The following is a 26,334-nucleotide window of genomic DNA, read 5'->3' as shown; positions in this document are numbered from 1 at the left end:
CGCGTGCCGCCGCGTTCAGGCGCGCGAGGATACGATCGGCGGCGGAGCAGGAGAGCTGTAGTAGTCGTAGGAGTAGGAGTCGGAAGCCGGTGAGAGTGGACTCTCACGCGCTCGCCCTATCCGGCCCGCTCCAGCTCGCGCTGGATCAACCCCGAGCTCGGGCGGCCGCCATATCCCATCGCGGGATTGACCGAGATGTCGAGCACGCCGCCGGAATAGTCCGCGCGCGGGGCCTCGCCGACGCCTATGCGCACGACCTCGAGATCGCGCAGCGCGCGGCGCGGCGTGTCGTCGGCGGCGCGGGCCACCATGCGCATCGCGTCGATGATATAGGCGTTGGCGCCGGGCCCGGCATCGAGCACCTCGGCGCTGACCTCGCGGCGCGCGCGGCTCGCGAGCGAGTCCACCATGCGCCGGGCGGCACGCTGCAGCTCCTCGGCCGAGGCCGGCTCGGCGGCGATGAGGCGCGCCTCGCCCACGGGGTCGGCAATCACGCCGTCCGGCGCGTCGGGCGGGAAATAGGTCGCTCCGCCGAGATTGGAGAAGCGCAGGACCACCCGGCCGGTATCGCTCTGCCAGACCTCGCCGCCGCCCGAGGCGCGGGCGGGATAGACCGCGATCACCTCGTCGGAACCCTCGGGAAGGATCAGGGCCGGGCGCCCGGTGCGGTCGAAGATGAACCGGCCGCGTCCGTCGGCGCGCTCGAACCACACCGATCCCGCCTGGCGTTCGGCGTCGCGGCCGACCAGTCGGGAGAGCGGATTGGATTGCGCGTCGGCCCCGGCAACGGGCAGCGCCGCGAGGACACCGCCGATCGCCAGGCTTGCGAGAAGACCCCTGAACATGGTGGCGAGGTCTAGCCCGCCAGTGGGGCGAAATCGGGGCGCGGACTGCAGCGCGGAAACGTCCGGCTCACACCAGGTACTGGCCGCCGTTCACGGTCAGGGTCGAGCCGGTGACGAAGCCGGCCTCGTCGGAGACCAGGAACAGGACCGCGCGCGCGACCTCCTCGGCCTCGCCGAGCCGTCCGACCGGGATCTGCTCGACGATCTTCTGGCGGACCTCGGCGGGCACGGCCATCACCATGTCGGTCGCGATATAGCCGGGGCAGATCGCGTTGACGGTGATCCCCTTCTTCGCGCCCTCCTGGGCGAGCGCCTTGGTGAAGCCGAGATCGCCGGCCTTGGCGGCGGAATAGTTGACCTGGCCGAACTGGCCCTTCTGGCCGTTGATCGAGGAGATGGTAACGATCCGCCCGAAGCCGCGATCGCGCATGCCGTTCCAGACCGGGTGGGTCATGTTGAACACGCCGGAGAGATTGGTGTCGATCACCTCGCGCCACTGGTCCGGCGTCATCTTGTGGAACGGCACGTCGCGGGTGATGCCGGCATTGTTGATCAGGATCTCCACCGGGCCGAGTTCGGCCTCGACCCTGGCGATGCCGTCCCTGCAGGCCTCGTAATCGGCGACCGACCACTTGAATACGGGAATGCCGGTTTCCTCGCGGAAGGCCTTGGCGGCCTCGTCATTGCCGGCGTAATTGGCGGCGACGCGATGGCCCGCCCGCTTCAGCGCGAGGCAGATCGCCTTTCCGATTCCGCGGGTTCCGCCCGTGACCAGTGCCGTTCTCGCCATGATGGATTCCTCTCTGTCCCTGCCTGAGAAGTCCGTTTATGCTGCGCCGCAAAGACCTCAGCGCGCGCGCAGCAAATGTGCGCCCGCTCCTGTCTTTATTAACGCAGAGATCGGCCATGTCGAGCCGAAGAAAACGAATGGCAGCCTTGTCCGGATGACAGAGCCGGAGACTGCCCCGGGAGGGACCAGATGACCGACAAGGGCGAGACCATCGTCATCAAGAAGTATGCGAACCGGCGTCTCTACGACACGTCGGCGAGCCGCTACGTGACGCTCGATCACCTGCGCGAGCTCGTGCGGGCGGGCAAGGACTTCCAGGTCGTGGACGCGAAATCGGGCGAGGACCTGACGCGATCGGTGCTCGGCCAGATCATCTTCGAGCAGGAGAGCAAGGGCGAGAACCTCCTGCCCGTGGAGTTCCTGCGCCAGGTGATCAGCTTCTACGGCGATTCCATGCAGGCCTTCGTGCCGGACTATCTGCGTCTCACGATGGAGACGCTGGCCCGCCAGCAGGAGGCGCTGCGCGAGAAGTTCGAAGGCTCCATGAACGCCAAGACTCCGGCCCTGGCGATGATGGAGGAGCAGGCCAAGCGCAACATGGCGCTGTTCGAGCAGGCCATGGGCATGTTCTCCCCGTTCGCGCGGGCCGGCGAGGCGCCCGCCGCGCCGGAAGCCGACAAGACCGCCGCGGAGAAGGACGAGGTCAAGGCGCTGCGTGCCGAGCTCGAGGCGATGCGCGCCAAGCTCGACAGGCTCGCCGGCGAGTAAGTGCCGTTTCGGCACAGAATCCGGCCCGGCCGCCCGGAATCCGGCTGTTTACGCTTCATTTACGGACATTGACGCCGGGTTAATCGCGGCACACATCCTGCGATCAGATGTCCATGATCGCAGCAACCGGCCCCAACCTGCCCGTCCCGACCCGCCGCCCCTCCCGCGTGGAGCGCGCGGCGCGGGCCGATGCCGAGACCGGCTCGGGCGAGCGCCGCGCCAGCGCGCCCGCCCCGGCCTCCCGGCGCGATCATCCCGTCAGCCCGGGTGCGCCTGCGCGCCCGGCCGGCCCGGCGGCCGGATCGACCCTGATCGCCCTGCAGGCCTATCCGCGCCTGCGCGGGCTGCGGGCCGACGAGACCGAGCGCCGCCGCTATCGCGACGCCTATGCGCGCGCCGGCGAGAGCGTGCGCCCCTACACCGCGCCGAAGCTGGAGCGCACGGCATGAGCACGGCGATCCGCACAGGCCTGGTGCGCGCCGGCGACGCCGCGCTGGTCCTCGGCGTGCTGTTTCTCCTGGTCTGAAGCGGAACGGGAAGGGCCGCCCCGGATGCCCGGAGCGGCCCCTTTACCCGGTGCGCGGTGACGCGGTCAGGCTTCTCCGCCGACGGCGAGGTCGCGCCGCGAGGCGATCACGGTGATGAACCAGCCTGCCGCGGTATCGAGCAGCGTCATCAGCATGATGATGAAGAAGGTCGACGTCGCGAACAGCGGCTGCAGAACGAACAGCAGGATCGCGATGATGAAGACCCCGGTCGAGAGCAGGTTGTTGAACACCGTCGCATTGCCCGTGCCCGGCGCCTTCAGCATCTCCAGGAACAGCATGACGAGGCCGAGCGTGATCAGGAGATCGGACAGCGTCAGCGGCCAGTCCGTGCCGGCCGTCGGGATCGTGAAGATCGTCGAGTAGAGCACGCCCTGGGTGCACTCCACGGCGCCCTCGGGCGCGGTCTCCATGCCGGCGCAGTTGCCCGCGCGGAACTCGTGCATGTTGCCGGTGAAGGTCTCGGAACCGGCGGTGAGGCCCGTGCCGAGCGCGACCACGGCGTAGACCACGATCGCGATGATCATTTTCGGAAACAGTTCGTACATGCCACCCCCTTTTTTCTGGCCTGCGCCCTGCCGGCGGCGGCGTTCGGCCGCCGTCAGGCCCAGGAAGAGACCGCTGCCATCAGAACTGGCCATGGCTCCAATCCCCCTCGACACGGGCGGGCCGGTCAGCCTGTCACGGGAGCCGGGCCGCCCTAGAACTCATCCCAGCCGCCGGTGTTCCGGAACCGGCTGTTGAGCCACATAACCCCTAGCATATCACTCAAAGAGGCGAAAAGGCGGCCGAGATTGGTGTATTTCGACTTCCCCGCCATGCGTGGCCTGTGGCCCACATCGCGGAACTCGACCTTGAAGCCTTCGCGCTTCATCAGCGCCGGCAGGAAGCGGTGCTGGTGATCGAAATAGGGAAGGCGCAGATACGCCTCGCGCTTGAAGGCCTTGAGCCCGCAGCCCGTGTCGTCGGCATCGTCGTTCAGGAGCCGGCGGCGGATGCCGTTGCCCAGGCGCGAGGCGAAGCGCTTCCACGCCGTGTCCTTGCGCCCCACCCGCCGGCCCGCGACCATGGCGAGATCGTCCGGCGCATCGGCGCGCACCAGCGCGGTGAACAGGGTCGGGATGTCCTGGGGCGGGTTCTGGCCGTCCCCGTCGAGCGTCACGACGATGGCCGCGCGCGCCGCCATGACGCCGGTGCGGATCGCGCGCGACTGGCCGGCATTCCTGCGGTGGCTGACGATGCGCAGGCTCGGGATCTCCGGCCTGGCCGCCTGAAGCTCGGACAGGGTGGAATCCGTGCTCGCGTCGTTCACGCAGACGATCTCGTGATCGATCTCGCGCAGGACCGCATAGATCTCGCCGGCCAGGCGCGCGGCATTGCCCGCCTCGTTGTGCATCGGGGCGACGACGGAGAGTCTCGGGGCGATGGGGGCGTCGGCCATGACCACCTGGCTATTCGCTGTGAGGAGGCCGGTCCGGCTTGTCCTCGGCTTCGCCGCGTTTCATACCCATAATCGCACACGAAGCACGGATTTTTTTCGGTGACGGCATTCGAGCGCCTTCTCGCGCCGCCCCGCGCGGCGCTGATCGCCATGGCCCTGGCCGCGCTGGCCGCGCTCGCCGGACTGTTCACCGTGCCGGTGATCGACCGCGACGAGGCGCGCTATGCCCAGGCGACCGCGCAGATGCTGGAGAGCGGCGATCCCGTCCGAATCCGCTTCCAGGACGAGCCGCGCCACAAGAAGCCCGTCGCGATCTACTGGCTGCAGGCCGCGAGCGTCGCGCTGGTGTCCGATCCCGCCGCGCGGGAGATCTGGGCCTGGCGCCTGCCCTCGCTGCTGGGGACCATGCTCGCCGCGCTCGCCGTCCATCTCGCCGGCCTCGCCCTCGCCGGCCGCCGGGCGGCGTTCGCCGGGGCGAGCCTGTTCGCGGTGAGCGTCATGCTCGCCACCGAGGGCGCGATCGCCAAGACCGATGCCGCGCTCGCCGCCGCCTGCGCCTTCGCCTTCCTCTCCCTCGTCAAGGTGCGCCTTGCCGCCTCCCGGCCGGACGATCCCGGCGCGCACCCCGGGGCCTGGGCCGCCGCCGGCTGGGCGGCGGTCGCCGTCGGAGCGATGATCAAGGGCCCGGTCGCCCCGCTCGCCATGGGCCTCGCCGTGATCGCCCTGTCCGTCTGGGAGCGGCGCACCGGCTGGTGGCGCTTCTATCTTCACTGGCCGGGACCGCTGCTCGCCGCCGCCATCGTCGCACCCTGGCTGATCGCCGTTCAGATCGCGACGGGCGGGGAGTTTCTCGCCGACATGCTGGGCGGGGATGTCGCGCCGAAGATCGCCTCCGGGCACGAGGGCCACGGCGCGCCGCCGGGCGCCCACACCCTCCTGCTGCCGGTCCTGTTCTTCCCCGCGATCGCCTTCCTGCCCGCCGGACTGGCGGCGGCTTTGCGCGGGCTTCGCGAGGGCGGGGACGGCGCGCGCGCCGCGCGCCTCGCGCTCGCCTGGGCGGTGCCCTTCTTCGTGCTGTTCGAGCTGATGCCGACCAAGCTGCCCCACTACACCCTGCCGGCCTGGCCGGGACTTGCCGTCCTCGCCGGCTGGGGCCTGGCCGAGCTGTCGCGCACCCGCCCGCTGGTGCGCACGCTGGGCGCCGGTCTCGCGCTGCTCGGCGCGCTGGTGCTGGCCGGCCTGGTCATCGCTCTGGCCCGCCGCTTCGAGGGCCCGCAGGCCCTCGCCGCCGCCGGCGGCGTCCTGCTCGTGCTCTGCACGCTCGCGGCCGGTTTCATGGCCGTGAGGGCCAGGCGCTGGACGGCGCTCGGGCTCGCGATCCTCGCCGCCCTCACATTCCATGTCGTGGCACGCGGTCTCGTCCTGCCCGCAAGCGGCGAACTCTTCCTCACCCGCGCGCTGACGCGCGAACTCGGCGGGACCGGCCTGCTCGCCGGCGACCCCCAGATCGTCTCCACCTATACCGAGCCGAGCCTGGTCTTCGCGCTGCGCGGCGATGTCGAACTCGTCGACGTCTCCGAGCTCGCCGGCGTGCTCGAGGCTTCCCGCGGCCCGCTCGTCGTGATCCTCGATACCGCCCGCCTCGCCGAGGCGCCCGATCGCGAGGCGGCACAGGCCTTGCGCGCGAGGCTTGAGGCCGCGGCGTGCGCGCGCTACGCGGTTTCCGGCTTCAATTACAGCCGCGGCGACCCCACATCCCTCCTCGTCCTCCGCATCGGCGGCTGCCCGCAGACCGAGAGCCCAGCATGACCCGCAGAATCGAAATCGTCGAAGTCGGTCCCCGCGACGGGCTGCAGAACGATCCCACCCTGCTGCCCACCGAGGTGAAGCTCGAGTTCGTCGAGCGCCTGATCGCGGCCGGGGTGAGGCGCATGGAAGCGGCGAGCTTCGTGCATCCAAAGCTCGTGCCCGCGATGGCCGATTCCGGCGAGATCATGGAGCGCGTCCCGCGCGGCAAGGGCGTGAAGTATATCGGCCTCGCGCTCAACGAGCGCGGCATGCGCCGCGCCATAGAGGCGCGGTGCGACGAGATCAATTTCGTCATGGTCGCCAGCGAGGGCTTCGGCCGGCGCAACCAGAACGCCTCTCCCGAGGAGACCGCGGATCTGCTCGACCGCATCGCCATCCTCGCCCACGACGCCGGCATCCCGCTCTCGGCCACGATCTCGGTCGCGTTCGGCGATCCGTTCGAGGGCGAGGTGAGTGCGGACGTCGTCGCCGAGCTCGCCCGGCGCGCCGAGGCGGCCGGCGCAGTCGAGATCGCGCTTGGCGACACGATCGGGGTGGCCACGCCCTGGGACGTGCGCGAGCGTCACGACAAGGTGCGCGAGGCCGCGCCGAAAGCGAGGCTGCGGATGCATTTCCACAACACGCGCAATACTGCGCTCGCCAACGTCTTCGCCGCCGTCGAGGCGGGCGTCGACGTGATCGACGCGAGCGCGGGCGGGATCGGGGGCTGCCCCTTCGCCCCCAGGGCGACGGGAAATGTCGCGACCGAGGACGTGGTCTACATGCTCGAACGCGGCGGCTACGAGACCGGCATCGATCTCGACGCGATGATCGAGACCGCGCGCTGGCTGGAGACCGAGGCGCTGAAGCACCCGGTCCAGTCCATGCTCGCCAAGGCCGGCCCCTTCCCGCGGCCGGCGGCGTAGGCTGTCAGCGCCGCGCGGCGATCAGGAAGGCACGGCTCATCAGGGCGAGCCAGAGTACCGGCACCGCGAGAGCGACGCCGATACGCCCGACCGGGCTCGCGTAACGCCAGAAATAGCGCACGAGCCCGTGCGCCTTGTGACGCTCAACGAAGAAGATGCTGGCGTGGCTCGTCGAGCCGTAATGGACGAGCTCGGCGTGGGGGTCGAACAGGACCCGGCCGCCGGCCTGGCGCACGCGCCGGCACAGGTCGATGTCCTCGACATGGAGGAAATAGGTCTCGTCGAACCCGCCTATGCTGTCATAGCCGGTCCGGCTCATCATCAGCGCCGCCCCGGACACGCACGGCGTGTCGACCGGGATCGCGGGAACGGGTTCGCGCTCGCGATGGATGTCGCGCACCCCGGGCACGAAGCGCGACAGGCCCGTGAAGCCGAGGAAGGCGCTGACCAGCGACAGATCGCCGCGCCGCCCGCCGCGCTGCTCGCGTCCGTCGCGATCGAGGATGCGCGCCCCGACGACCCACGGATCGGCGAGGCCCTGGGCGGTTTCGGCCATGCGCGCCGCCGCTCCGGGCACCAGGATCGCGTCGGGATTGAGGAATAGCAGATGGGTGCCGCGCGCGATGCGCGCGCCGATATTGCAGCCCTTGGAATAGCCGAGATTGCCGCCGGAATGGATCAGGAGGAAACGCTCCTGCTCGTCGGCAAGGGTCTCCAGGCGCTCGACCACGTCGGCCGGGTTGCCGTGATTGACCAGGATCAGTTCGTGGACATCGGGCGCCTGAAGAGCGGCGCGGATCGCGTCGAACAGCACCGGCCCGGTATGCCAGCTGACCATGACGACGCTGATTTTCGTCTGCCCCCTCGAACGCACGTTCAAACCCCCTCGGTTTGACCGGACTCCCCTCCGTCCGGCCCGCCCAGTCTAACCGGGCGTTCGCGGAACGCCCACACTTTCCACCACGGCGCCGCGCTCGCGCGCGCCGGCGCGGGGTCGTAGCCATGCGTTCCACCCGGCCGGCAGCGCAGCACCCGGCCGGCCGTCAGCCAGCCGCCGCGCCACAGGCCCTGCGCCCGGATCGCGTCGGCGGCATATGCCGAACAGGTCGGCTCGTGCCGGCAGCGCACGCCCAGCGCATAGAAGACGGGCGAAACCCCGTACTTGTACGCAACGAGCAGCGCCAGTCCGGCGCGCGCGGGCAGGCCCGGGTCACGATCCTCGGACATCGGCGCCTCCAGCAACGCGCCTTAATGCGCGCGGTTCCATCCAGTTGTCCAGCGATATATTGAAAGAATTACACTTTTCAGGAGAGTGCGCCATCTAGGCGTTCGCTTCCAGCGCGTCGAGCGCCGCACACGCCGCATCGAAGGCGAGCATGACCGAGCCGTGTCGGGCCGGATAATCCTTCGCCGGAGCCAGTGCGGCGAGCGCGGCGAACCGGCCTTCGGGAAAGGACCGGCCTTCCTTCAGCATGGCCTTCAGCGCCTCGCGCGCGGCGCGGATCTCCGCGGGCGTCGCGCCCACCCCGTCGCGGGCCAGCACGCTGGCCGCGGCCTGGCCGAGCGCGCAGGCCTCGAGCTCCAGCGCGAGGTCGCTGATCCTGCCGTCTTCAACGCACAGATCGAGATCGAGGCTCGAGCCGCACAGGCGCGAGACCTTGCGCGCGCTGGCATGGGGCGCGGGGAGGCGTCCGATGCGGGGAATGTCCGCGGCGAGCTGCAGGACCTCGGAGGAGTAGGGATGGGTGGTCATGGCGCTTATGTCCGGTCTGCGGGCCGCCGTTTCAAGTAGCGGTTACTCGCGAACCAACTCCCAAGACCCTCTTTGATCGACCGTCAAGTATCCGAAAAGGAGGCTATTTTCGACTCTTGCCTGGAGCGTCTGAAGTAGCTCCTTAGAAACAACTAGAATTACAGAGCCGTTCTCCAATTCCACCTCTTGGCGAAGCTTCCATAAGGGCTCCTCGACGAGAACACTCGAGTCTCCTCGCCCCCCGAGGGCACTGACAAGGAAATAGTTTTTCTCATTGCGCCTCAAAACCGCCTCGGCATGACGAGGGGCTCGCTGCGCCGAGCCTTCCTGAAAGCCATATTTACTTAGATGTTCAATTGCTGCGCGTAGATATCGTGTTTCTGTGGCACCAGACCCCATCCGCCACACGCTGCCCTCCGGGCTGTCCTCCACCACGATGCCGCGCTGGTCCAGCTGGTCGCGGATCGCGTCGGCGCGGGCGAAATCCTTCGCCTTCCGGGCCTCCGCGCGCTCCGCGACGAGCCGGTCGATCGCGGCGCGCTCGGCCTCGGAAATGCTTTCGAGCCCGAACCAGGTATCCGGATCGTTCGAGAGCAGCCCCAGCAGCGCGCCGGCCGCCAGGAGCTCGCCCTTGGCTTTCGCCCTTTCGGCCTCGTCCTCGGCCTTGTTGGCCCGACCGGCGATCTCGAACAGGGCGGCGAGCGCCCTGGGCGTGTTGAGATCGTCCTCCAGGGCGGCGAGGACCGCATCGGGCGCCGCCACCTTGGCGGGCTCGATCGGCTTCAGCCTGCGCAGCACGCCGTAGAGCCGGTCGAGCGACTTGCGCGCGCGCTCCATCAGCGCCTCGCTCCAGTCGAGCGGGGCGCGGTAATGGCCGGTCAGCAGCGCATAGCGGATCACCTCGCCTGGAAAGCCGCGCGCCAGCATCTCGTGGACGGTGACGATATTGCCCTCCGACTTGGACATCTTCTCCGCATTCATCGAGAGAAAGCCGTTGTGGAGCCAGTAATTGGCAAGTGGCTTTCCGCCGTGCGCGCACACGGACTGTGCGATCTCGTTCTCGTGGTGGGGAAAGACGAGATCGATCCCCCCGCCATGGATGTCGATGGTCTCGCCGAGCTGGCGTTCGATCATCGCCGAGCACTCGATGTGCCAGCCCGGCCGGCCCGGGCCCCAGGGGCTTTCCCAGGCGGGCTCGCCGGGCTTGGCCGGCTTCCAGAGCACGAAATCGGCCGGATCGGTCTTGTAGGGCGCCACCTCGACGCGCGCCCCCGCGATCATGTCCTCCAGCGAGCGGCGCGAGAACGACCCGTAGCCCTGGAAGGACGCCACCGAGAAGAGCACGTGACCTTCCGCCGCATAGGCGTGACCGGAAGCGATCAGCTGGTCGATGAAGGCGATGATGTCGTCCATATGGCCCGTGGCCTTGGGCTCGAACGTCTTCGGCAGGATGTTCAGGGCCCGTGCATCCTCGTGATAGATCCGAGCATAGCGCTCTGAAATCACAGATATTTCAACGTCTTCGCGAGCCGCCGCCGCGTTGATCTTGTCGTCGACGTCGGTGAAGTTGCGCGCGAACACGACCCGGTCTGCGCCATAGGCGTGGCGCAGCACGCGGAACAGCACGTCGAACACGACCTCGGGCCGGAAATTGCCGACGTGAGCAGGGGCGTACACCGTCGGTCCGCAGACATACATCGTCACGCGGGTCTCATCCTGCGGAACGAAGACGCGCTTCTTGCGCGAGGCGGTGTCGTGGAGCTTGAGAACCATCGGCCGAGCCATCACATTGGGGTCAACGGGGCGAATAACGCTTGGCGAACCGGGTTGAAACCGGCTAGACAGCGCGCCCTGTAAAAAACTTCCCGTGGTTTGCAGTGGAAACGCCGCGGGTGCAACATAGCTTTCGGCCGGAACTGATACCGGCCACACAACGACCCGGCGCAAAAGCAGGCTGGCCTGAAAACCACCCCGCCTGTGCTGGATCCGGAAACCGGAACTACAACGGCTGCGTAAGATGTGCGCAGTCGGGACCCGACAACGAAAGGATCCGCGTGAGTATGGACGCCCTTACCGACAAGAAGACCCTCGACGCCGCGACCGCGTCGACCATCGCCCGTCCCTCCCGCCAGGAGGCCGAGGAAGCCGTTCGCACCCTGTTGCGCTGGGCCGGCGACGATCCCAGGCGCGAAGGCCTGATCGACACGCCCAAGCGCGTGGTGAAGGCCTATGAGGAATGGTTCGCCGGCTATTCCAAGGACGCCGGCGCCGAACTCGGCAAGGTGTTCGAGGACGTGCAGGGCTATGACGACATGGTCATGCTGACCAACATGGACGTCGAGAGCCATTGCGAGCACCACATGGCGCCGATCCTGGGGACGGCGTGCGTGGCCTACCTGCCCGACCGGGCCGTGGTGGGCATCTCCAAGATCGCCAAGGTCGTCGAGATCTTCTCCAAGCGCCTGCAGACGCAGGAGACGATGACCGCCCAGATCGCCGATGCGATCGAGGAGGCCATGAAGCCTCGCGGCGTCGCCGTCTTCGTCGATGCCAAGCACCAGTGCATGACGACGCGCGGCGTCCATCACCCCAACGTGTCGACCATCACCACCACCTTCACCGGCGAGTTCAAGGCCAACCCGGAACTGCGCGAGCGCTTCATGCGCCTGTGCGAGAAGAACTACCGGTAGGTCCCACCGCCCTCGCGAGGCCGCAAGATCCCTCCGGCGCCCGCGCCGGAGGGATCTTCATGACCATTCCGTGGCGATCGCAGCTGACGGGTCGAAATCGCGGATGGGCGTTGTTACATGGGCCCGGAACGCCGATACGACAGACCGCAGACCAGAGAGTTTTTCCCATGAAGATTTCCCGTACGCTCGCCGCGGCGCTGGCCGCTGCCGGCCTTGCCCTGAGCTTCGGCCTGCCGGGCATCGCCGAGGCCCAACAGGGCGATGCGCAAGCGCAGACCCAGCCCCAGGTCGAGCCGATGAGCAATGCCGAGATGAGCGACGCCCAGGTCGAGGCCTTCATCGACGCCGCGACCTCGATCCAGGCCGTCATCCAGGAATACCAGCCCCGGCTCCAGGCCGCCGGCAGCCAGGAAGAGGCCGCCACCCTGCAGCAGGAAGCCCAGGGCGAACTCGTCATCGCGGTGGAAGAGGCGGGCCTGACCCCGCTGGAATACCAGCGCATCGCCGTGGCGGCGCAGAGCGACCCGCAGGTCGCCCAGCGCCTTCAGGCCGAGGCCGAGACGCGCGTCCAGGGCGAGTAAGCCCTAAGAGTGCACGACGCAATGAAGCGGGCGGCCCCTGGGGGGCCGCCCGTTTTCGTGTCAGGCGAGGCGCTCGACCGGGTTCGCCGGCCCGCCCGTGCTCGCCGCGACCCGCCAGCGGCTGTCGGTCGAGGTCGTGAACTCGCGGCTCTCTATCGTCGACACCGCCACGAACTCCGCCTCGGCGGCCTCCCGGGTCAGGGTCAGGTGGACATAGCCCTTCTTGTAGACCTCGTGGCGCAGGACTTCCGGGTTCGCATCCACAGTCATCTGGCCGAAATCGACGCCGGGCGCGTTGACGTACTCGAACTCGGACGGGCTCGTCACCGAGGTCACCCCGAACTCCGTCCCGCGCCGCTCTCCCGACGCGTCGTGCAGGTCGTTGCACCAGAAATTATGGCTGTCCCCGGTTAGCACCAGGAAGTCGGCATCGGCGCGCTTGGCCGCCTCGTAGAGCCGCTCGCGCTCGGCCGGGAAGCCGTCCCAGTCGTCCAGCGTCATCGGCACACCGAAGCGCGAACGCTGCGCGGTCTCCCAGACCTGCCCGCCCTTGAAGCGCAGGGCGAGGCGCAGCCAGAGCGGGGTCTGCGTGGTGTAGTCCGGCATGGTCTTGCGGCCCATCAGCACCTGGTTGACGAAGACCCGCCAGGGCTGGCCGGCCGCGCGCGAGCGCGCCAGCATGTCGCCGACGAAGGAAAGCTGGGCCGCTCCGAGCAGCTCGCGGCGCTCGTCGCCCACCGTCTCGGCGAGCCAGCGTTCGACGGCGCGGGCGATGGCCGGGTCGTCCGGATCGGCGCCCGGCGCGACCGGGAAGCTCGACCAGTCGAGGCTCTCGGTGCGCGCCAGAAGCCGGGTCTCCACCAGCAGCAACGTGGCGAGATCGCCGATCCTCACCGCGCCGTAGCGCGCCTCGGCGGGTTCGGGCCGGCGCGCGGGCAGCCAGGCATAGTAGGCCTCCAGCGCCGCATCGCGCCGGTCGGTCCAGTTGCCCTCGCCGAAATCGTGGTTCTCCGCGCCGGTGCGGTGGGCGTCATTGGCCGTCTCGTGATCGTCCCAGACCGCGATCCAGGGCGCCTTCGCCTTCAGGGCCTGAAGATCGGGGTCCAGGCAGTAGAGCGCGTGACGGCGCGCATAGTCCTCCACCGTGACGATCTCGTGCATCGGGTCGGGCAGGCGCGACAGGCGCTCGGCCCGGTCGGTGCCGTACCCGCCCATGGCGTATTCGTAGATATAGTCGCCGAGATGGACGACGAGATCGACATCGTCCCGGTCGGCCGCCGCGCGGTAGGCGTTGAAGAAGCCCGCCGGATAGTTCGAGCAGGAGAACGCCGCGATGTTGAACCGCTCCACCGGCCCCTCCGGCAGCGTGCGCGTCGTCCCGGCCGGGGAGACCTCCCCGGCATGGCGGAAGCGGTAATGATAGGCCGTGCCCGCCTGAAGCCCGGTCACCAGCGCCTTGTAGGGCACGGCACGGCCCGTGGCCGGGCTGTCGGCGGCAGGTCCGGCGGGGCTGAGCGCCTCGCTGTGGACGATCGTCGAGAATGCGGCGTCGCCGGCCATTTCCAGCGTGACCGGCTCGCCCTCGATCGGCTCGGTCACCGCGGTCCAGACTACCAGGCTCGTCTGGTCGGGATCGCCGGAGGCCACGCCGTGCTTGAACGGACCGGGCGGCACGGGCAGCGGCTCGTGACGCACCTCTGCCTTCGTGCAGCTCGCGAGCGCGAGCCCGCCCGCCCCCATCAGCGCGCCGCGCCGCGTCAGTGAATCGAAACTCATCCCCGTCTCCCTGCCTGAACCCCGCGCCAGTCTTCCCCGCCGACCGGCGGCACGCAAGGCATGAAACAAGCCGGGCCGGAACAGGGCCCCTCAACCCCGCTCCGGCCCGTGCGCGGCGCCCCCTCGGCGCAAGCGATTCTAGAAGCGGCCGCCGATGCGGATCCCGCTCATGCGCGGCGCACCCGCGATGAAGGTCGGGATGCCGAAGCTGTCGCCGGTATTGCCCGCATCGATGATGTAGTCCTCGTCGAGCAGGTTCTCGACATAGGCTTCGGCCCAGATGCCGCCTTCGCCGGTCTCGTAGCGGACCTTGAAGTCGACGATGCCGTAATCGCCCTGCACCTCGTCCTGCACCGCGTCGGTGAGGTCGTTGTCGTTGTCGAAGAAGACTTCCGATTGCCAGGAGAAGGTCGGCAGGAAGGCGAGCGTGCCGCCTGCGGCCAGGTCGAACTCGGCCTGCAGGCCCAGGGCGAAGGCATGCTCCGGCGACAGGCGGAAGGCATTGCCGGCGAATTCCTGGACATTGCCCTGATCGTCGGTCTCGTCGAACTCGGCATGGTTCCAGGCATAGCTCGCGAACAGCGACACCGTGTCGGTGAAGGCGTGGTTGAGCTGGGCCTCGACCCCGTATTGCGTGGCCAGACCGGCATTGTCGGTAATGAAGGTGGCCTGGTTGGGCTCGAAGCGCGAGGTCTGGAAGTTCTCGTATTCCGAATAGAAGGCCGATGCCTGAAGGGTCGTGCTGTCCAGCGTCCAGAAGCCGCCGACCTCGTAGCTGTCGACGATCTCGGCCGGGACGGTGACGAAGGGATCGGGCTCGCTGGTGTCGAAGCTGATCACGTCGGGGCGCCGGCCGCGAGCGTAGCTGGCCCACAGATTGACCTGTTCGGAAACGTCGTAATTGGCGGCCAGGCGCCAGGTGAAATCGTCGAACTCGCGCGTACCGGAGGTCAGCAGCGTGCCGTTCGGCGTCGCCGGCAGGAACAGGGGGGGCGCAAAGGTGATGCGGTTCGCACCGAAGGCGTTCCAGCCATAGACCGAAGCCTCCTTCTCTTCCTTCGTCCAGCGCAGGCCGGCGGTCAGGTCGAGCCGGTCGCTCACCGCGACGGTGACGTCGCCGAACAGGTCATAGGCCGTCGTCTCGCCGAAATTGGCCGTCTCTTCGAGATAGAAGTCGCGCAGCGCAACGATCTGGCCGCCGAAGAAGGCCGGCACCGAGATCGTCAGCGGGTTGAAGGGATCGTCGAAGCCGCCCGCATTGGGCACGCTCATCATGGCGAGCAGGCCCTCGATCTGGGCCACGGTGAAGCCCGCACCGCCCGCGATGACCGGTGCCAGGAAGGCCTGGGCGACCGCCTCGTTGGTGGCGAGCGGGATGCGCTGCTTGGCGTCCTCGATGAAGACCGAGCCGCCGACGAAACCGGTCACGCGCCCGCCATTGTCGAAATTCAGGCGCAGCTCCTGGCTCCACTGCTGGCCGACCGCATCCTCGCCGACGACGAGCAGCTCGGCCGCGAAACCGTCCGGATCGAAGATCTCGAGCGATTCGAAGCCGCGCCAGCCGGTGATGGAGGTCAGGGTGAGCGCGTCGCTGAAGGCGTAGTCGGCCAGGACCGAGATGCCGTAGACCTCACGCTCCAGCCCGAGATCGCGCCCGCCCTCGAAGCCGCCGAACGTGTTGAGCGCGGCCGGCTCCCACGGATCGAGCGAGCCGCCCGGCACCGGCGCGATCGTGCCCGACTTGAAGGAGGTGCCCGAAGGCGTGTCTTCCTGGTAGTTCGCGATGATGTCGAGCGAGAACTCCGCGGTCGGCTCGAAGCGCGCCGACAGGCGGTAGGCCGACAGGTCGACCGAGTTGAAGTCCTCCCCGCCGAGCGCGTTCTCGACATAACCCTCGCGCGCCTTGTCGATCATTGCGAAGCGCAAGGCGAGGGTGTCGCTGACAGGCATGTTGACCATGGCGCCGAACTCGGTGCGGTCATAGGTGCCGATCCCCGCCCAGGCCTCGGCGGCGAAGGCGTCGAGGTCGGGCTTGTTCTGGATCAGGTTGATGCCGCCGATCAGCGCGCCGCGCCCGAACAGGGTCGGCTGCGGGCCCTTCGCGACCTCGATGCGCTCCATGTCGAACAGCTCGACATACGAGCCGCGCGACTTGGTGATCGGAACCCCGTCCTGGAACACCGCCACGCGCGCCTCGTCCGTCGCCCCGCCGCTGTCGGAGGTGATGCCGCGGATCACGAAGCCGGGATTGTTCGGGCTCTGCTCCTGGATTTCCAGGCCCGGCACGAAGTCGGACAGCTCGTCGAACTGGCCGATGCCGAGCGCCTCGAGCTGCTCCTCGCCGAGCGCGGTGAGCGCGATCGGCACCTCGGCGAGGGATTGCTCCCGCTTCTGGGCGGTCACGGTGATGACGTCGGTGACCGCGACGGCGACGGCGGCGTCGCGTTCGGCCTCCTGCGCGGCGGCCGGAGCGGCGAAGGCCGCGGCGCCGAGCGCGGCGGCGGTCATAAGACGGGTTTTGAGCGACATTGTATTCCCCCTCGCGGTAAAAGGGCCCGAGCGCGAAAGACGCGGGCGCTGTCGAGGGGGCTGTTACGCTTCGGCGATGACGCTAGGGTCACGCCGCCGCGACAGAATTTTGACGCGCTGCAGCATTCTGGTGATTCGTTGCAAAAACAGCACGTTACCTATCGATCGACAAGGATGACCCCGTGACCGCCATCGCCGAGACCCGCACTGTCGAAGCCGGGCCCGAACAGGGCGGCGAGCGGCTCGACCGCTTTCTGAGCCAGGCCTTCGAGGACCTGTCGCGCACGCGCTGCAAGGCGCTGGTGGAGGAAGGCCGGCTCACCGTGGACGGGCAGGTGCTGACCGATCCTTCGGCCAAGGTGAAGGCCGGCGCGCTCTACGGCCTCGCCATTCCCGAGCCGGAACAGGCCGAGCCGGTGCCCGAGGACATTCCGCTGGAAATCCTGTTCGAGGACGATCACCTGATCGTCGTGAACAAGCCGGCCGGCATGACGGTGCATCCGGCGGCCGGCAACTGGACCGGCACGCTGGTCCATGCCCTGCTGCATCACTGCCGGGGCTCGCTGTCGGGTATCGGCGGCGTGGAGCGGCCGGGCATCGTGCACCGGCTCGACAAGGACACCTCCGGGGTCATGGTCGCGGCCAAGACCGATGCCGCCCACCAGGGTCTGCAGCAACTGTTCGCAAGGCACGATATCGAACGGGTCTATCTCGCGTTCGTGCGCGGGGCGCCGAAGCCGCGCGCCGGCACGATCGACACCCGCCTGGTGCGCTCGGACACCGACCGCAAGAAGATCGCCGTCGCGCGCGACCCCGCCAGCAAGGCCGGCAAGCGCGCCGTCACCCATTACGAGACGGTGCGGACCTTCGGCCAGGAGCCGAAGGCCGCGATCGGCACGCCCATGGCCGCCCTGGTGCGCTGCACGCTGGAGACCGGGCGCACCCACCAGATCCGCGTGCACATGGCCCATATCGGCTGCCCCCTGCTCGGAGACCCCCTCTACGGCAAGGGCGGGCGCGGCTCGGTGCTCGCGCGCACCGACGACGACCGCCTGCTGAAGGATTTCCGCCGCCAGGCCCTGCACGCCGCGGTTCTGGGCTTCGTCCACCCGGTCACCGGCGCGGAATTGCGCTTCGAGACGGAGATGCCGAAGGACATGCAGAGGCTGGAAGGGTTCCTGGAGACGCTCTAGCCGACCACCCGCGCCAGCACCCAGTCCTCGTAGACCGCCCCGCCGACATCGAATTCGCGTTCGCCCACGCGGGTAAAGCCCATGCGCTCGTAGAAGCCGAGCGCCTTCGCATTCTGCTTGTAGACGCCGAGCAGGAGGCGGGTCTTGCCCCGCGCGCGCGCCTCTTCCAGCGCCGCCTCGAACAGCGCCCGGCCCGCCCCGCTGCCGTGAAATTTCGACAGCAGGTAGATGCGCTTGATCTCGATATCGCCGGGACCGGTCTGCACCGGCAGGTCGGGGGGGCTGAGGTGGAGATAGCCGACCGGAGCCGCGCCGGGCGGGACTTCCGCGATCCACAGCGCATGGGCGGGGTCGGCGAGGCAGGCTTCGTAATACGCGGCAGTTTGCCGCTCCTCGCAATGGCGCCGGATCGCCGCGCCGTCGACCACGCCGGCATAGCTTTCCAGGAAGGTCGCCTTGCCCGCCAGCGCCAGCGCGGCGGCGTCTTCGCGATTGCAGCGGCGGATGGCGGGACGGACAAGGGCGGTCATGGCAGGGCTCGCTGGGAAATCGGACGGCACGGATCGGCTGTCTTTCCAAATTGTCACTTCAATTCAGGCGGAACCGGCCTCACGATGGTCTTGTTTCGCCGGTAGCAAGGCAAGCGCCCGGACGGAACGCGACAAATCCGTGTGAGGCCCCTCGCACTCCGGTTCAGGCCTTCCTACATTGTCCCGGACGCTGCGATGCAGCAAGACGAATGCGGGGGAGGACCGGAGGCTTGCCGACGGTCTTCCAAGGGAGACATCAATGGCAAACATGCCCACTCTTTCGGTGAGTCCGGAAGCCGGACTTTCGCGTTACCTCTCCGAGATCCGGAAGTTTCCGATGCTGGAGAAGGACGAGGAGTTCATGCTCGCCAAGCGCTGGCAGGAGCATGAGGACACCGAGGCCGCCCACAAGCTCGTCACGTCCCACCTGCGCCTGGTGGCCAAGATCGCCATGGGCTATCGCGGCTACGGCCTGCCGATCGCGGAGGTGATCAGCGAGGGCAATGTCGGCCTGATGCAGGCGGTCAAGAAATTCGATCCCGACAAGGGTTTCCGCCTGGCGACCTACGCCATGTGGTGGATCCGTGCCTCGATCCAGGAATACATCCTGCGTTCCTGGTCGCTGGTGAAGATGGGGACCACCGCGGCGCAGAAGAAGCTGTTCTTCAACCTGCGCCGGATGAAGAGCCGCATGCAGGCGCTGGAGGAAGGCGATCTCAAGCCCGAACAGGTCGAGGAGATCGCCACTAAGCTCGGTGTCACGACCGAGGAGGTGATCTCCATGAACGGCCGGCTGTCCGGCCCGGACTCCTCGCTCAACGCGCCGCTGCGCGCGGAGGGTGAGTCCGAATGGCAGGACTGGCTCACCGACGACACGGTGGAAAGCGCGGAAGAAACGCTCGCCGAATCCGACGAGTTCGATGCGCGCATGACGCTGCTGCAGGAGGCGATGGCCACGCTGAACGAGCGCGAGCGCCACATCATCCAGGAGCGCCGCCTGACCGAGGAGCCCAAGACGCTGGAGGACCTCGCCCAGGTCTATGGCGTCAGCCGCGAGCGCATCCGCCAGATCGAGGTGCGCGCCTTCGACAAGCTGCAGAAGGAAATGAAGCGGCTCGCCGAGGAGCAGGATCTGATGCCGGCGTGATAATTCTGGTGCGCGCCAGCCGGCGACGCACCACACGCTGCCCATGATTGGACCGGGGTCTTTCGGTCGGTGCTGGCCCCGTGGAGTGTTTCGCGGGGCCTTCGCTTTCCTCGACCGGGGAAATATCCGGGACCCGCCTGCCCGGACCGGCTCCGGGCAGGCGGGCACCAGGGACTGTTTCACGTCGCGGAAATCCGCCGCTCCGCCGCCTTCGCGCTGATCCCGACCGCCAGGCAGACCTGCGCGGCGCCATAGGTGATCCAGACCGGGTTCAGCCAGTCGAGCGGGCGCACCTCGCGGAACCAGCCCGCGGCGAGCAGGGAATCGGAGACCACGAAGAGCAGCGCGCCGATCACGATGAGCCGCGGGCCCTTCACGAAGCCCGCCGCGATCGCCATGGCGAGGATGACGCCGAGATAGACGCTGGCTTCCAGCGCCAGCGCGCCCATGCCGGGCCTCAGCCACCACAGCATCGCCAGCCCGTAGGCGACGAGCGCGGCGGCGAGGACCAGCCCGTCGCGGCGCCAGCCCTCGCGCACGATCATCGCGGCGAAGATCGACAGATAGACCAGATGCGCCGCTCCGAAGAGGAGTATGCCGGCCTCCAGCTCCGGGGGTCGCAGGGCGAGCGCGAAATCCCCTCCGGCGGACAGGAACAGGGCGAGCATCAGCAGCGGCGCGCCCCGCACCAGCGCGTAGAGCCCAAGCATGACGATGCCGAGCGCCTTCACCACGCCCGCCCCGGGGACGGTCGGATAGCTCGTGTCCACGACCAGATAGACGACGAGGCACAGCACCGCGGTTGCGAGATAGGCCGGGGCCGCCCAGCCGGGGATGAGCGCGCGAAGCGTCTGCGTGTTGGTGCCCATGGATGCGGTCCGCCCTTTCAAACCCGTGTTCAGGCTCTAGAACTACGCCGATCCCCGCCCATCCTCCAAGCCCCTGACGAGACATGCCGACGATGCGCCATAGCGCCCTCGCCGCAGCGGCCCTGCTCTGCCTTGGCCCGGCCGCCGCCCTTGCCGACACGCCCGGGCTCGACCCGGCCCTGCAGCGCCTGCTCGCCGCAGCGGCCGACAGCAAGGCCGCGAACGATTTCGCCGATGCGGTGCGCCTGCTCGCCCTCACCGCGGATGCGCAGGCCATTCTCGCCGCCGCCGACGAACTCGGACGCAAGGGCGAGGCCCGCGAGGCGCTCGGCCTTGACCCCGCGCCCGCCTCGCCCCGGGACGCGGCCGCCGCAGCCGCCCGCGGCGAGACCGCCACGCCTGCCAGGCCGGACGATGCGCGCGGCTGGACGGCCGCACCCGCCGCGCTCGCCTCGGCGGTCTACGGCGCGCAGTCGGACCTGTGGGACGGGCGCGTCAAGTTCGGCATGCGCTTCGACGCCGGCAATTCGAACCGGGAGGACTTCGCCGGCGCGATCGAACTCGAGCGCGCGCTGATGGGCTGGGGCTTCGAGGGCGGCGTCGAGTACGCCTACTCCCGGGTCGACGGCCAGGTCGGGCGCGACGAGCTCATCGCCCAGGCCCGCGGCGAGCGCGAACTCGGCGAGCGCTTCACCGCCTATGCCAGCGGCGAATACGAGCAGGATGCGCTGAATGCCTACAGCTGGACCGGCTTTCTCGGCGGCGGCCTCGGCTATCGCGTGGTCGACCGCGATGAGGCGAGCTTCGTCCTGCGCGCCGGTCCCGGCGCCCGCCTTCTCGACGACATCGAGGGGCCGCTTCTCGTGCGCGGGGCGCTCGATCTCGGCGCCGACCTTGCCGTGCCGGTCACCGAATCCGTGAGCTTCGGCGCGGAGACCACCCTGCTTCTGGCCACGAAATCGCGCGCCGACCAGCGCTTCACCCTGTCGAGCGCGCTGGGCGAGCTGTGGGCGATCGAGCTGAAATTCCGCTACCGTCACGAGTTCGAGCCCGAACCGGGCTTCGAGAAGACGGACACGCGCACCGACCTGTCGATCGTGCGCGAGTTCTAGTCTCCGGCGGCCTGCCCGGTCGGCTTGGGCTTCCCCGCCGCCGGCGCACGCGTGCCGCCCGCGCCGATCCGGCCGGCAGCGAAATCCTCATAGCGGTCGATCCAGGCTTCGCTGCTCACCGCGATGTTCATCACCGGCCCGTCGGGCACGCGCCGGTAGGTGGAATCGTCGCCGACGACGTACCAGCGGCCGTCCTCCTCGACGAGGAAGGGAGAGCCGGAATCGCCCTGCGTCGTGTCGCATTCGTGGGCGAAGGTATTGTCCTGGTAGATCTCGATGATGCGGCAATCGGTGTTGCCGGAGAGATTCGTGCCCGTGTCCCAGGAATAGCCCGCCTGCCACAGGCGCAGCGCGGTGATCTCCGCCGGGCTGTAGACGCGGGTCAGGGCGAGCGGCTCGACCCAGCCGAGTTCCTCGCCGAGCGCCCGGTCGATGCGCAGCAGCGCCCAGTCCAGCCCGTCCTCCTCGTCCTCGGCGCCGCGACGAGGCCGTCGCGGGTCGGTCAGGTAATCGACGATGCGGGCCTGGCGCGCACCCCCGGCCAGCGCCGCGGCGGTCTCGAAACTCCCGCTCGCGTCGACCCGCCCGGTCTCGTCCTCGATGCAGTGGGCGGCCGTCAGCAGGATGTCCGGCCCGATCAGCGTGGCCGTGCACGCGTTGTTGATCTGCCCCACCACGCTCCAGGGAAAGCGCGAGGTGTCCATCACCACGCGGTCGTCGCGGCCGAAGAAATGGTCGTTGAAGGTCATGGCCCGCTCGCGGCCATGGCAATCGGACCGGTCGGTGCGCGCCTGGCACAGGCCCGTGCCGCGGCCCGGCTCGTCGCACACCCCGTTATAGGCGAGCGTGCAGCTGTCGTGGGCGAACCGCAGGTGGGAGACCTCGCCGCAATCGGTCCGGTCGGTGCCCTGCGTGCATGCGCCGGTACCGAAGCCGGGTTCGTCGCACTCCCCGTCGCGGGCCCACTGGCAGGAATTGTCCTCCCGGCCCGAGGCGATGCGCCAGCAATCGGAGTAATCGCTCCCGGTCGGGCAGAGCCCGGTGCCGATCCCCGGCTCGTCGCATTCCATGTCCTGCGCATAGCGGCAGGTGTCCGCGCCCGCGGCACCGGGCTTCGGTTTCTGACCGGCCAGGATGTGGGCGAGCTCGCGCGAGCCCAGCCGTTCCCGGGCCTGCTGGCCCTCCTGGCCGGAGACCGGCGCCGAGCAGAAGACGAGGCCGGCAAGCGCGGCGGCGATCAAGGTCCGGAACATCTCTCGCGGCTCCAACAGTCAGGGTCGGCCGCGAGTCTAGGCGCGCCGCGGCGCAAAGGACAAGCGCGCTCCTGCCGACGGACCGCGCCTCCTGCCCGCGTAGAACGGGGGCGAGGACGAGAGCAAAGGGTTCGTCCATGAGTGCAGTCATCAAGGGTTTCCTCGCCGGCGGTCTCGCCATGCTCGGCGCCGCCTGTGCGAGTCCGCCTGCCGAGGCGGGGCAATGGCATCTCGTCGCGCCGCGCTGTCCCGATCTGGTGGAGGATCGCCACGACCGGCGCATCGTCTGGTCCAGGGCCGATCTGCGGGAGGACGCCCGCGACACGCGCCGGGTCGTCTGCCCGGCCTCGGCCTATGTCTACGTGCCCGGCCCGCGCGAGCACGCGGTGCGCCGCGCCTGGCGCCACGACGCCGTGGTCTACCTCGCCCCCGGCGGGCGCTATGCGGTGCGCGACCGGAACGGCCGCGATCTCGAGGTGCGCCTGGTGTTCCACATCGACTAGGCGGCGGACCGCCCACATGAACGCGAGATGAAGCCGCGGCCCACGCCGGGTTCAGCTCGCCTGAGTCATGATGGCCTTCGAACGACGGACCTGAACGCCGTCGAGCAAAGTTCGGAGGCTGTCATGCCCAAACTCCCCAGACTGGTGTCGGCCGCGCTGATCGCGCTCGCCGGCGCCGCCACCCTGTCCACCGCCGCCCTGGCCGACCATCGCGGCTATCGCTGGAACGGTCCGGAAGGCCATTTCGTCGTCGATGCCCGGCTGTGCCCGGATCTGCGTGAGGATGTGCGCGACCGCCGCCATGGCGACCGTCACCGCTACGGCCATTACGACCGGTATGACCGCTACGATCGCTACGGGCGCGGCTGGTACGGCTATGGTGATCACCGCAGCGAGCGCCGCGACCGGGCCGTGCTGGCCTGTCCGAGCCATGCCTGGGACTATGTGCCGAGCTGGAACGAGCGCCGCTCGGGCCGCTATCACTATGGCGAGCGCCTCGATCCGAGCCATGCCTATTTCGACCGGCGCACGGGCCGCTACATGGTCCAGACGCGCTGGGGCTATGTCCCGGTCGAGATCGACTGGAGCGGCCTGTCGCGCGGCTACCGCTCGAGCGGCTTCAGCCTCGATCTGCGCTTCTAGAGGGTGATCGTCCCGTCGAGATAGCGCTTCGCCGTCCCGATCAGCCGGACACGCCCGTCCGCCCCGGTGCGCACGCTGAGCGCGCCGGGGCGCGGGCCGATCTGGCGGGCGTTGAGCTCCGCAAAACCCAGGCGCTGCGCCCAGTAGGGCGCGAGCGCGCAATGGGCCGAGCCGGTGACCGGGTCCTCGTCGATCCCGGCGGCGGGGCAGAAGAAGCGCGAGACGAAATGCACGCGCGCGCCCGGCGCGGTCGCCACGACATTGATCCCGGTCGCCGCGAGCGCGCCGAAATCGGGCCGCATCGCCGCGATATCGGCCTCGTTGGCATAGACCAGCATCTGGAAGCGCGAGCCGTGAATACGCTCCACCTCGAACGCCTTCGAGGGCGCCGCCGCGCCGAGCGCCGCGACCACGCCGTCATGGGGCTCGGCCGGGCGGGTGGCGACCTCGGGGAAGTTCATCTCGTAGAGCCCGCCTTGGGTGCGCCGCACGGTGAGCCGGCCCGAGCGCGTCTCGAAGCGCGCCTCCTCCCCCGCCACACGGCCCTCCTCGAACAGCCAGACCGCCGAGGCGAGCGTGGCGTGGCCGCACAGGTCGACCTCGTGGCCCGGCGTGAACCAGCGCAGCCCCCAAAGATCGGTGTCGAGGGCCCTGAGATAGGCCGTCTCGGAAAGATTGTTCGAGCGCGCCATGCCCAGGAGGTCGCCATCGCCGAGATCGCGGTCGAGCAGCATGACCCCGGCCGGGTTGCCGGTGTGGGGCGCGTCCCCGTCGGGGAAGGCGTGCAGCTCGGCATAGGGGAAGGCAAGGCTCATGCGCGCGGTCCTTTCGCGGTGTCGACGAGGGGAGACAGCCAGTCGGCGACCATGCCGGGATCGGCGCTGCGCGCGGTGCGCCAGCGATAGACGTCGGCCGGGTTCACCACCCCGCCGCCGGCATCCAGCACCAGGACGGCCGGAACGCCCTCCAGCCTGCGCCCGAGACCGAAGCGGCGGACCAGGTTCTGGTTGCGGTCGTGCCGTCCGATATCGACGCGCAGGACCCGCGCCCGGCCCGCGAGGGCCGCCTGCAGCTCGTCCGCGTCGAGAAACCCGGCGAAGGCGCGCGCATCCGGGCACCAGTCCGCCCCGAGGACGAGGATCACCGCCTCCCCGGCCTCGGCCGCGTCCTTCAGCGCCGCATCCAGCAGGGGCTCGGCGTTGGCGATGTCGGGAAAGCGGGATTCGGGCACGGGCGCGCACTCCGGAGGCTGGTGCCGTCTCACATAGGCTGCCGGGACCCGCTGCGGCAAGGGCCGCACAGCCTTGCAGCCTGCCCCTTGCCTCGGCTATCGAGAGCGCAAGTTTCTGGGACATCGGCTCGCCAATTGTCCGGACAAATGATATGACACCATATCGGTTGACCGGACATGCGGGCCCGCACCCGTTGCCCGAACACGAAAGGGAAACCCCCATGGCCGCGCTCGACGCCGGACAAGAGACCCGCCTCACCTTCTCCTGGGAGGACCCGTTCCATCTCGACCGCCAGCTCTCCGAGGACGAGCGCATGGTGGCCAAGACCGCGCGCGACTACGCGCGCTCCAGGCTCCTGCCCCGCGTCATCGAGGCCTACCGCACCGAGAGCTTCGACAGGTCGATCATGACCGAGATGGGCGAGCTCGGCCTGCTCGGCGCCACGGTCGCGGAGGAGTATGGCGGCTCGGGCCTGTCCCATGTCGCCTACGGTCTCATCGCGCGCGAGATCGAGGCGATCGATTCCGGCTACCGCTCGGCGATGAGCGTGCAGTCCTCCCTCGTGATGTACCCGATCGAGGCCTTCGGCACCGAGGCGCAGAAGAAGAAATACCTGCCCAGGCTCGCCACCGGCGAGTGGGTCGGCTGCTTCGGCCTGACCGAGCCCGACGGCGGCTCCGATCCGGGCGCGATGCGCACCACCGCGAGGAAGACCGAGGAGGGCTATGTCCTCAACGGCGCGAAGATGTGGATCACCAACTCCCCGATCGCCGACCTCGCCATCGTGTGGGCCAAGCTCGACGGCGAGATCCGCGGCTTCATCGTGGACAAGGGCACGAAGGGCTTCGAGTGCCCGAAGATCGAGGGCAAGCTGTCCCTGCGCGCCTCCATCACCGGCTCGATCTCCCTCAGCGACGCCCTCGTCCCGGAGGAAAACCTCCTGCCCAAGGTGAAGGGCCTGCGCGGGCCGTTCTCCTGCCTCAACAAGGCGCGCTACGGCATCAGCTGGGGCGCGATGGGCGCGGCGGAGTTCTGCTGGCACGCCGCGCGCGACTACGCCATGGAGCGCGTCGTGTTCGGCAACCCGATCGCGGGCACCCAGCTCGTGCAGAAGAAGCTCGCCGACATGCAGACCGAGATCGCGCTCGGCCTGCAGGGCGCGCTGCGCCTGGGCCGCCTGCTCGACGAGGGCGCCTACGTGCCCGAGACCATCTCGCTGATGAAGCGCAACAATTGCGGCAAGGCGCTCGATATCGCCCGGGCCGCGCGCGACATCCACGGCGGCAACGGCATCGCGGAGGAATACCACGTGCTGCGCCACGCGATGAATCTGGAAACGGTCAATACCTACGAGGGCACGCACGACGTCCACGCCCTGATCCTGGGGCGCGCCCAGACGGGCCTGCAGGCGTTCTCGTGAG

26 protein-coding genes and 1 pseudogene are annotated in these 26,334 nt (G+C 68.9%); 12 read left to right on the top strand and 15 right to left on the bottom strand.

The genetic code is table 11. The annotated features are described in order from the left end of the window. Positions 1-116 precede the first annotated feature (116 nt). Complete coding sequence (locus JW792_RS15020; RefSeq protein WP_135994990.1) at positions 117-845, bottom strand: DUF4908 domain-containing protein; 729 nt, start codon at positions 843-845, stop codon at positions 117-119. A gap of 67 nt (positions 846-912) precedes the next feature. After that, positions 913-1,635 carry a beta-ketoacyl-ACP reductase gene (gene phbB / locus JW792_RS15015; protein ID WP_135994991.1) on the bottom strand — a complete coding sequence of 241 codons (723 nt, stop codon included), beginning with the start codon at positions 1,633-1,635 and terminating at the stop codon, positions 913-915. 189 nt (positions 1,636-1,824) lie between these two features. On the opposite strand from phbB, the gene phaR reads away from it, so the two are divergent. Together phaR and JW792_RS15005 are read left to right on the top strand one after the other, a co-directional pair. Continuing rightward, entirely contained in the window at positions 1,825-2,403 is a 579-nt protein-coding gene (gene phaR, locus JW792_RS15010) for a polyhydroxyalkanoate synthesis repressor PhaR (RefSeq protein WP_135994992.1), read from the top strand. Between the two features lie 113 nt (positions 2,404-2,516). Then, entirely contained in the window at positions 2,517-2,852 is a 336-nt protein-coding gene (locus tag JW792_RS15005) for a hypothetical protein (protein WP_135994993.1), read from the top strand. 143 nt (positions 2,853-2,995) lie between these two features. Here the strand turns inward: JW792_RS15005 and JW792_RS15000 are convergent, their stop codons facing one another. Both JW792_RS15000 and JW792_RS14995 read right to left on the bottom strand, forming a co-directional pair. Further along, entirely contained in the window at positions 2,996-3,496 is a 501-nt protein-coding gene (locus tag JW792_RS15000; protein ID WP_135994994.1) for a hypothetical protein, read from the bottom strand. 152 nt (positions 3,497-3,648) lie between these two features. Then, the gene (locus JW792_RS14995; protein ID WP_135994995.1) at positions 3,649-4,389 is read right to left on the bottom strand and encodes a glycosyltransferase family 2 protein; all 741 of its coding nucleotides are present in this window, start codon (positions 4,387-4,389) and stop codon (positions 3,649-3,651) included. 99 nt (positions 4,390-4,488) lie between these two features. Between JW792_RS14995 and JW792_RS14990 the strand changes: the two genes are divergently transcribed. Continuing rightward, positions 4,489-6,198, top strand: coding sequence for an ArnT family glycosyltransferase (locus JW792_RS14990; protein WP_135994996.1), 1,710 nt, complete (start codon positions 4,489-4,491; stop codon positions 6,196-6,198). Beyond that, positions 6,195-7,103, top strand: a complete 909-nt coding sequence (locus JW792_RS14985; protein ID WP_135994997.1) for a hydroxymethylglutaryl-CoA lyase — start codon at positions 6,195-6,197, stop codon at positions 7,101-7,103. The genes JW792_RS14990 and JW792_RS14985 overlap by 4 nt, the downstream gene beginning before the upstream one ends. Before the next feature lie 4 nt (positions 7,104-7,107). Here the strand turns inward: JW792_RS14985 and JW792_RS14980 are convergent, their stop codons facing one another. The 4 genes and pseudogenes from JW792_RS14980 to cysS all read right to left on the bottom strand — a co-directional run. Beyond that, entirely contained in the window at positions 7,108-7,977 is an 870-nt protein-coding gene (locus JW792_RS14980) for a glycosyltransferase family 2 protein (protein WP_135994998.1), read from the bottom strand. 2 nt (positions 7,978-7,979) lie between these two features. Then, entirely contained in the window at positions 7,980-8,330 is a 351-nt protein-coding gene (gene yidD / locus JW792_RS14975; protein WP_135994999.1) for a membrane protein insertion efficiency factor YidD, read from the bottom strand. Between the two features lie 94 nt (positions 8,331-8,424). Beyond that, complete coding sequence (locus JW792_RS14970; RefSeq protein ID WP_135995000.1) at positions 8,425-8,856, bottom strand: iron-sulfur cluster assembly scaffold protein; 432 nt, start codon at positions 8,854-8,856, stop codon at positions 8,425-8,427. A 396-nt stretch (positions 8,857-9,252) separates the two neighbouring features. Then, positions 9,253-10,629 (bottom strand): annotated as a pseudogene (cysS, locus tag JW792_RS14965) (cysteine--tRNA ligase); the annotation flags it as partial. A gap of 287 nt (positions 10,630-10,916) precedes the next feature. On the opposite strand from cysS, the gene folE reads away from it, so the two are divergent. Next, entirely contained in the window at positions 10,917-11,546 is a 630-nt protein-coding gene (gene folE / locus JW792_RS14960) for a GTP cyclohydrolase I FolE (RefSeq protein ID WP_135995002.1), read from the top strand. Positions 11,547-11,713: 167 nt separating this feature from the next. Continuing rightward, the gene (locus JW792_RS14955; RefSeq protein ID WP_158291550.1) at positions 11,714-12,127 is read left to right on the top strand and encodes a DUF4168 domain-containing protein; all 414 of its coding nucleotides are present in this window, start codon (positions 11,714-11,716) and stop codon (positions 12,125-12,127) included. 60 nt (positions 12,128-12,187) lie between these two features. Here the strand turns inward: JW792_RS14955 and JW792_RS14950 are convergent, their stop codons facing one another. Continuing rightward, the gene (locus JW792_RS14950; RefSeq protein ID WP_135995004.1) at positions 12,188-13,903 is read right to left on the bottom strand and encodes an alkaline phosphatase D family protein; all 1,716 of its coding nucleotides are present in this window, start codon (positions 13,901-13,903) and stop codon (positions 12,188-12,190) included. Positions 13,904-14,041: 138 nt separating this feature from the next. Next, positions 14,042-16,432 carry a TonB-dependent receptor gene (locus JW792_RS14945; RefSeq protein WP_135995005.1) on the bottom strand — a complete coding sequence of 797 codons (2,391 nt, stop codon included), beginning with the start codon at positions 16,430-16,432 and terminating at the stop codon, positions 14,042-14,044. Between the two features lie 182 nt (positions 16,433-16,614). On the opposite strand from JW792_RS14945, the gene JW792_RS14940 reads away from it, so the two are divergent. After that, on the top strand, positions 16,615-17,625 hold the full coding sequence (locus tag JW792_RS14940; protein ID WP_135995006.1) for an RluA family pseudouridine synthase: 1,011 nt from the start codon (positions 16,615-16,617) through the stop codon (positions 17,623-17,625). Here JW792_RS14940 and JW792_RS14935 read toward each other — a convergent pair. Continuing rightward, positions 17,622-18,155: a GNAT family N-acetyltransferase gene (locus JW792_RS14935; protein ID WP_135995007.1), complete on the bottom strand. Its 534-nt coding sequence runs from the start codon at positions 18,153-18,155 to the stop codon at positions 17,622-17,624. The two genes, JW792_RS14940 and JW792_RS14935, sit on opposite strands and share 4 nt — an antisense overlap. A gap of 259 nt (positions 18,156-18,414) precedes the next feature. On the opposite strand from JW792_RS14935, the gene rpoH reads away from it, so the two are divergent. Continuing rightward, a complete protein-coding gene (rpoH, locus tag JW792_RS14930; RefSeq protein WP_135995008.1) occupies positions 18,415-19,302 on the top strand; it encodes an RNA polymerase sigma factor RpoH in 888 nt (295 codons plus the stop codon). Between the two features lie 179 nt (positions 19,303-19,481). On the opposite strand, the gene JW792_RS14925 is transcribed toward rpoH, so the two are convergent. After that, positions 19,482-20,171 carry a lysoplasmalogenase family protein gene (locus JW792_RS14925; protein WP_135995009.1) on the bottom strand — a complete coding sequence of 230 codons (690 nt, stop codon included), beginning with the start codon at positions 20,169-20,171 and terminating at the stop codon, positions 19,482-19,484. 92 nt (positions 20,172-20,263) lie between these two features. Between JW792_RS14925 and JW792_RS14920 the strand changes: the two genes are divergently transcribed. After that, positions 20,264-21,283, top strand: coding sequence for a DUF481 domain-containing protein (locus tag JW792_RS14920; protein ID WP_158291551.1), 1,020 nt, complete (start codon positions 20,264-20,266; stop codon positions 21,281-21,283). Here the strand turns inward: JW792_RS14920 and JW792_RS14915 are convergent. Beyond that, on the bottom strand, positions 21,280-22,536 hold the full coding sequence (locus tag JW792_RS14915) for a trypsin-like serine peptidase (protein WP_135995011.1): 1,257 nt from the start codon (positions 22,534-22,536) through the stop codon (positions 21,280-21,282). The genes JW792_RS14920 and JW792_RS14915 overlap by 4 nt on opposite strands. A gap of 137 nt (positions 22,537-22,673) precedes the next feature. Between JW792_RS14915 and JW792_RS14910 the strand changes: the two genes are divergently transcribed. Both JW792_RS14910 and JW792_RS14905 read left to right on the top strand, forming a co-directional pair. Further along, positions 22,674-23,039 carry a hypothetical protein gene (locus JW792_RS14910; protein WP_135995012.1) on the top strand — a complete coding sequence of 122 codons (366 nt, stop codon included), beginning with the start codon at positions 22,674-22,676 and terminating at the stop codon, positions 23,037-23,039. Between the two features lie 123 nt (positions 23,040-23,162). Then, complete coding sequence (locus JW792_RS14905) at positions 23,163-23,681, top strand: hypothetical protein (RefSeq protein ID WP_135995013.1); 519 nt, start codon at positions 23,163-23,165, stop codon at positions 23,679-23,681. Here the strand turns inward: JW792_RS14905 and JW792_RS14900 are convergent. Both JW792_RS14900 and JW792_RS14895 read right to left on the bottom strand, forming a co-directional pair. Continuing rightward, complete coding sequence (locus JW792_RS14900; RefSeq protein WP_135995014.1) at positions 23,678-24,496, bottom strand: PhzF family phenazine biosynthesis protein; 819 nt, start codon at positions 24,494-24,496, stop codon at positions 23,678-23,680. The genes JW792_RS14905 and JW792_RS14900 overlap by 4 nt on opposite strands. Continuing rightward, positions 24,493-24,912 carry a thioredoxin family protein gene (locus JW792_RS14895; protein WP_158291552.1) on the bottom strand — a complete coding sequence of 140 codons (420 nt, stop codon included), beginning with the start codon at positions 24,910-24,912 and terminating at the stop codon, positions 24,493-24,495. Before JW792_RS14895 ends, JW792_RS14900 begins: the two co-directional genes overlap by 4 nt. Before the next feature lie 221 nt (positions 24,913-25,133). Between JW792_RS14895 and JW792_RS14890 the strand changes: the two genes are divergently transcribed. Then, entirely contained in the window at positions 25,134-26,333 is a 1,200-nt protein-coding gene (locus JW792_RS14890; protein WP_135995016.1) for an acyl-CoA dehydrogenase, read from the top strand. Position 26,334: the final 1 nt, after the last annotated feature.

Source organism: Marinicauda algicola (assembly GCF_017161425.1).
GTDB lineage: Bacteria > Pseudomonadota > Alphaproteobacteria > Caulobacterales > Maricaulaceae > Marinicauda > Marinicauda algicola.
This window is presented reverse-complemented; position numbering and strand designations above follow the sequence as displayed.